We start from the raw sequence: 5,242 nt of genomic DNA on the forward strand, positions 1-5,242 counted from the left end.
AGAGCGCACCACACCTCACGGGACTTCCAACGCACCCCGGTCCGGGGAGCCGCAACCAACGTGCCGGTCATCGCGCATCCCGCCTGACGCGTCGAAGGACAAAGATCAGCCGGATGCCGACCGCTGTGGCCCCGATGGAAAGCACCACCAGCCAGGCAAGGGCCATGGCGCTGGCGCCCCTGTCGGCGGCCCACAGCGCCGAGGCGCAGAGGGCGACTCCGAGCGTCACGCCGACCACAATCGCCTCCGTGTAGCGACCGCGGGCCCGGCACACGGCGTTGTAGGCCTGCAGCACCGCGTACGGCACCAGCCCGGCCGCCAACCACCGCAGAGCACCGGCCGACGAATCGGCGTACCGCTCCCCCATCAGACCGAGCAACGGGTGAGCGAGGATGACGAGGACGGCGGCAGCCAGACCACCTACGGCCAGCGACCAACGGAGACTCGCCCAGGTGGTCGACACCAGGCGGTGCGGGTCCCGGACACCCTCGGAGAACTGGACGATGCCCATCAGCATCGGAGCGGAGTAGGCGGCCCAGGCCATCATCCATGCGGGATACCAGTAGGCAGCTGCCTCCGGCGCCACCATGTGCGCGAGCAGGAGCGGCAGCACCAGCCCGGGGGCACGCTCGGTGAGGGTGAGGAGCTGGTACGGAAGGCCTAGCGCCAGCAGCGAACGGCCGCGCGTCCCGCGCAAGGACGGCCGCGGCCGGTAGCCGACCAGTCTTCGCAGCTGGACCGCACCGACGACGCACGCCACGGTCGTCCCGAGGGTCCAGCAGGCCATCAGTACGTCGGCGGAGACGCCGTGCGTCCACAAGGCCACGACCGCCGCAGCCCCGAGTGAGACCCCACCGCCCAACGTGTACCTCGCCGTCGCGCTGGCACCGCGTCCCAACGCCACGAGCGCCTGGTCCAGCACGATGACCAGGGTCCCGGTGACGGCAGCCACGAGGAACGTGAGCCAGAAGAGAACCGATACCAAAGCCGTGTCGGGCATCAACACCGACTGCAGCACAAGGTAGCCGAGGGCCAGCACAGAGCCGGCCACCCCCACGATGGCGAACGCGGCGTCCAGCACCCGCGCGGGCGGCTCGCCCCGCCCCACCGCCACGATCACGGCCGACCCGGCGCCCAGCACCGCGAGCTGCGTGCAGATCATCACCGCCGAGACCGCGGCCATGGTAAGCCCTACCTCACGGTCTGACGTCGCGCGCGCGGCCACGACCCAGAAGGCGAAACCCGCGCCCGTCTGGGCGGCCTTGGCGACGACGAGGCCGAGGGAGCTGCGCAACGCGGAATGCCGGACGGTCGAGGCGTCCATGACAACGGTCCCCCGCTCAGCGCTCATGACGCAAACCCCTCGCCATGGCCGTGTAGTTGTACCAGCAGAACGCCGCGTAGTAGCGCAGCCACCGAGGCTGGCCCCCGGCGAGGCTCAAGGCGCTGCCCCGGACTGCCGCGGCGGCCGGCAACAGCGCCAGCCTCGCACCGCGCCAGCCGTGCTTGCGGACCATTCGTCCCAGACCCTTTCCGTCCATGAGGAACTGGTCGAGTGCGAAGTCAAAGTCGTCGGCGGCGAAACGATGTTCGACGACGACCCGGCGTGACACCGCCGTTCGCAGCCCTGACTCCCGCATCCGCCAACGCAGCTCGATGTCCTCCCCCGACTTGAACGAGTCATCGAACCCCACGCCCAGCATCAGGTCTCGGTCGACCACCGTCGCCACAAGCCCGAACCAGTTGCGGCTGCGACCGGTTCGATGGTGATGTGCCAGCGCCTGCCCCCAATATCCCGGTCCAGCGACACTCTCCAAACCGGCCTGGAGGGCGTCGTAGCCGCCCTCCACCAACTCCGTGAGCAGGTCAGCGACCCCCCCGGGCCCGAACACGACGTCGGCGTCGACGAGCAGGACCCAACGGGTGTTGCTGCTCCGCACACCAAGCGTTCGAGCCCATGGCAGGCCGCGGCCCTCGTCGCTCACGACCCGGGCACCGGCCGCGAGGGCCAGGTCGACGGTGCGGTCCGTGGAGCATCCGTCCACCACGATGATTTCAGCGACACCGGACTGGCGCAGGGCCTCCAGACAGCGCGGGAGCAGAGCTTCCGCATTGCGGGCCGGAACGACCGCGGTTACCTCGGAAGGGCTGTGACCCACGGTGTCCACCCCCTCAGATCTGCTCGTCAAGGACCGACGGTAGCAGCTCCTCGAGGTACCGGACGATGTCGTCCGACGCCTCGTCCGCCGAATACGCGGAGGGCACCTGCAGCAGGTGGCAGGGACGTCCGTCGAGCGCCTTGCTCAGCACGAGCCCTTTCGCCGCGAAGTGCTCGCGCCACGGGAGGACGGACGTGGCCGCCAGGCCGGTCACGACCCGCTGCGAAAAGCCCGCCATCTCGATGTGGAAGTTGCCGAGCATGCGGTCGACCATCCAATCGGTCGTCCGCTCGACGATCCGAGACCGGGCGCCCTCGAAGCGCTCGATGTAGATGGCGGCCGCGAGCGGGGCTGTGGTCGTCACTTCACGCCCCGGGAACGCGGTCCCCGGATCGACCATGCGGTGCTCCGGTGACCATCGCCGGGAGAAGTCCGCGAGGCGCGGATAACGGATGACGTACGGGTGCACCACCGTGGTGAGACGGCCGACGCTCTCCGAGAGCCCTGAGGGGACCAGGGGCTTCCGGACACCTTCGAACAGATGCGGGTAGATGGCCCGGTGGTGCGGCTTGATGAACATCGGCTTCGCGTAGCCGAGCAGCGTGGCGTCCTCGGCGAGGAAGGCCCAGTCGTCACCCATGAATGACCATCCCTCGCGCCGCATCAGCTTGGCGGCAGTGCTCGTCTTACCGGTCCCTCCGGCTGCGGGAAGCGCGATCGCGTGACCCCGGTACGCCATCGTTGCCGCGTGGATCATGCCAGCTCCTCGACTGACCATGGCGGCATCGAGCACAGGGACCACGGAGGTCAACAGCTCGCCCGGCCCGTGAATGCGCCACTGCTCTGCGTCCCTCACGACCTGGACCCGATCGGCCTGGAAACGCACGCTGTTGTCCGTGTACGCGAGCTCGTGCTCTACCAGACCCGCATCCGGCATCGGCTCCAGCCGGTCATCGACGACGATGTCGGCCGGCCGCTCGGTGCCGGTGGCGAAACACGCCAACATGCTCTGGAGCTGGGCCGCTGCCGGCGCCTCCGCGTCGACGCGAATCATGACGCGGCCGTGGATGTCGAAGTGTAGTGCCTTCGTCTTGGTCTTGGTTTTGGTCTGCATGGTCGTCCCCTGTCTGAGTGGTGTCGGTCGGATGGTGTCTCCGCCCCGGCGACTAGTCCATCGAGTGCCCCTAGAGGGATTCGAAACCCCCGGCCGAGTGACTCTGCCCGTATTGACCGTATGACAGGCCGGCCAGGTAAACACCAGTAGTGATTACTCGCTTTTGCATCGCCTCCTACGCTTTTACATCGCGTCCTACGTAGTACGGAATTTCGTGGTCCCGCCAGGGCCAGGGGTGTGAATCGCATGGGGTTTGATGGAGGCATCGATGACCAGGAGGAAGGATTCCCAGGCAGCACAACGGAAGTACCCAAACGGGCTGCGTGAGCGCGCCACACGGATGGCCATTGATCCAAGGAAAGACCCTGCGACCAGGACCGGCGCGTTCCGCCGGAAAGGTGAGCAGCTCGGGGTGAATCCAGAGGCCTTGCTGGCTTGGGTGAGCGGGCAGGGTCAACGAGGGCCTGCATCCAGGAACGAGGATGGCGGACTCGGACCGGATCAAGGTCCCCGCCGGAGTCAGCCAGGGCAGCCAGCGACCGGGAGCCGGGGAAAAAGATCGATCGCATCCATGCCGGGAACTACGGCCTCTACGTGGCCCGAAAGGTTTACAGGGAGCCGCACCGGCAGGACGTCCCGGCGGCGCGCTGCGCCGTCGAGCGCCTGATGCGCCAGAAGGGCCTGCGCGGGGTCACCGGAACAAGGGGCCGCGGACGACCAAGCCGGCACCGGAAACCTGCAGGCCCGCAGCCCTGGTCGAGGGCCGGGTCCCGGCTACGGCGCCGAACCGGCTGGGGGTCGGCGGCAGGCACATCTCACCGCACACGCTGCGGCACTCGACCGCGATGCGATGCACCTGCTGTAATACGGAACGGACCTGGCCACCATTGCCGTGCGCGCGTGCAGCCCCGGCCGGTGCGCTGACAGCTGGACGGCTCAGCCGCCGTCCGGACGCCAGTACCGCAGCCCGCCGCTGGTGGTGCCGTCGCCGGCGACGTCGACCATGGCGTACGGGAACGCCCGACGGTCCGACTGGTCAGGTCCGTGACCGCGGACGTCCGAACACCACGTGCCGGTATTGACGTACCGGGTGGGGCACTCCTCGATCGCCGACTCGAGGGCCCTGTGGGTGTGGCCCGAGACGTACCAGGCCACCCCGGAACCGTACGTCTCGAGGGTATGTGCGAACCGGCCCGCTGCAGCAGGAGCCTCCTCGCTGGCGACTCTGCGCCCGGCGGCTGCGAGCACCATGCGAGTCGCGGCGACCGGGAGCGCCGACACCGTCCGGAACCGGGACAGGCGCGCCAGGTCCCGAACGGCCACCCCGTCGAGCGCGAGCCGCAGGGACTCGGTCTGCAACAGCTCCTCGTACGCGAGCTCCCGGACGCGGCGTTCCGCCAGCTCGGACGCCAGGCAGGCCCGGGCAACGGCCCCGGCACGGCTCAGGCGCGACCTCGACGGATGGGCGTTCCAGGCAGCGAGCGGTGGTAGGTCGAGCTCATCGGTGCCGTTGACCGCCGCGCGGAGCACCTCGGGCATCCGGTGCAGCGCGTGATGCTGGTGCCCGTGCTCGGCCACGAGCACGTGGGGTACATGCAGGAACCACGGGTGCACCCGGACCCGCGTGGGCTCGGCGGGTGACAGCAGCGCCGACAGGCGGGCGGCAACCGAGGGCCGGGCCAGCTCCACATCGTGGTTACCGCACACGAAGTGCAGCTGCACGCCGCGCGCCGCACACGCCTTCAGCGCCCGGAACGTGTCGCCGTGGCGGGCGAGGATGGACTCGAGCCGGGCCAGGCTCTCGTCCTCGGCCAACCCGACCAGCTCGAACGTGTCACCGACGAAGGCGACGTGCTGCTGCGGACCGGAGGCTGCGAGCACCTCGCGGTGCAGGAACTCGGGCAGCACTGTGCCGGGGCGCCGGGGGTCCTCGTCGGACACGCCCAGGTGGAGGTCGCTGAGGAGCCAC

At 69.2% G+C, this 5,242-nt stretch carries 5 protein-coding genes; 1 reads left to right on the forward strand and 4 read right to left on the reverse strand.

The window, feature by feature from the left end; genetic code table 11:
• Positions 1 to 67 precede the first annotated feature (67 nt).
• From ACZYZ3_RS20325 to ACZYZ3_RS20335, 3 genes are read right to left on the reverse strand one after another with little or no spacing between them, the layout of a single operon-like run.
• On the reverse strand, positions 68 to 1,351 hold the full coding sequence (locus tag ACZYZ3_RS20325; protein WP_463965576.1) for a lipopolysaccharide biosynthesis protein: 1,284 nt from the start codon (positions 1,349 to 1,351) through the stop codon (positions 68 to 70).
• Positions 1,341 to 2,189, reverse strand: a complete 849-nt coding sequence (locus ACZYZ3_RS20330; RefSeq protein ID WP_463965577.1) for a glycosyltransferase — start codon at positions 2,187 to 2,189, stop codon at positions 1,341 to 1,343. The genes ACZYZ3_RS20325 and ACZYZ3_RS20330 overlap by 11 nt, the downstream gene beginning before the upstream one ends.
• Positions 2,173 to 3,273, reverse strand: a complete 1,101-nt coding sequence (locus tag ACZYZ3_RS20335) for a hypothetical protein (protein ID WP_463965578.1) — start codon at positions 3,271 to 3,273, stop codon at positions 2,173 to 2,175. Before ACZYZ3_RS20335 ends, ACZYZ3_RS20330 begins: the two co-directional genes overlap by 17 nt.
• A 435-nt stretch (positions 3,274 to 3,708) precedes the next feature.
• On the opposite strand from ACZYZ3_RS20335, the gene ACZYZ3_RS20340 reads away from it, so the two are divergent.
• The gene (locus ACZYZ3_RS20340; RefSeq protein ID WP_463965579.1) at positions 3,709 to 4,197 is read left to right on the forward strand and encodes an IS3 family transposase; all 489 of its coding nucleotides are present in this window, start codon (positions 3,709 to 3,711) and stop codon (positions 4,195 to 4,197) included.
• A 12-nt stretch (positions 4,198 to 4,209) separates the two neighbouring features.
• Here ACZYZ3_RS20340 and ACZYZ3_RS20345 read toward each other — a convergent pair.
• A partial coding sequence (locus tag ACZYZ3_RS20345) for a metallophosphoesterase family protein (RefSeq protein WP_463965580.1) occupies positions 4,210 to 5,242 on the reverse strand: 1,033 nt, incomplete at its 5' end.

The sequence above is a fragment of the Pseudarthrobacter linnaei genome (genome assembly GCF_055412825.1).

Coding starts and splice junctions, on each gene's coding strand:
- ACZYZ3_RS20335 (WP_463965578.1), bottom strand. CDS start 3,273: ATGCAGACCAAAACCAAGACCAAGACGAAGGCACTACACTTCGACATC.
- ACZYZ3_RS20325 (WP_463965576.1), bottom strand. CDS start 1,351: ATGAGCGCTGAGCGGGGGACCGTTGTCATGGACGCCTCGACCGTCCGG.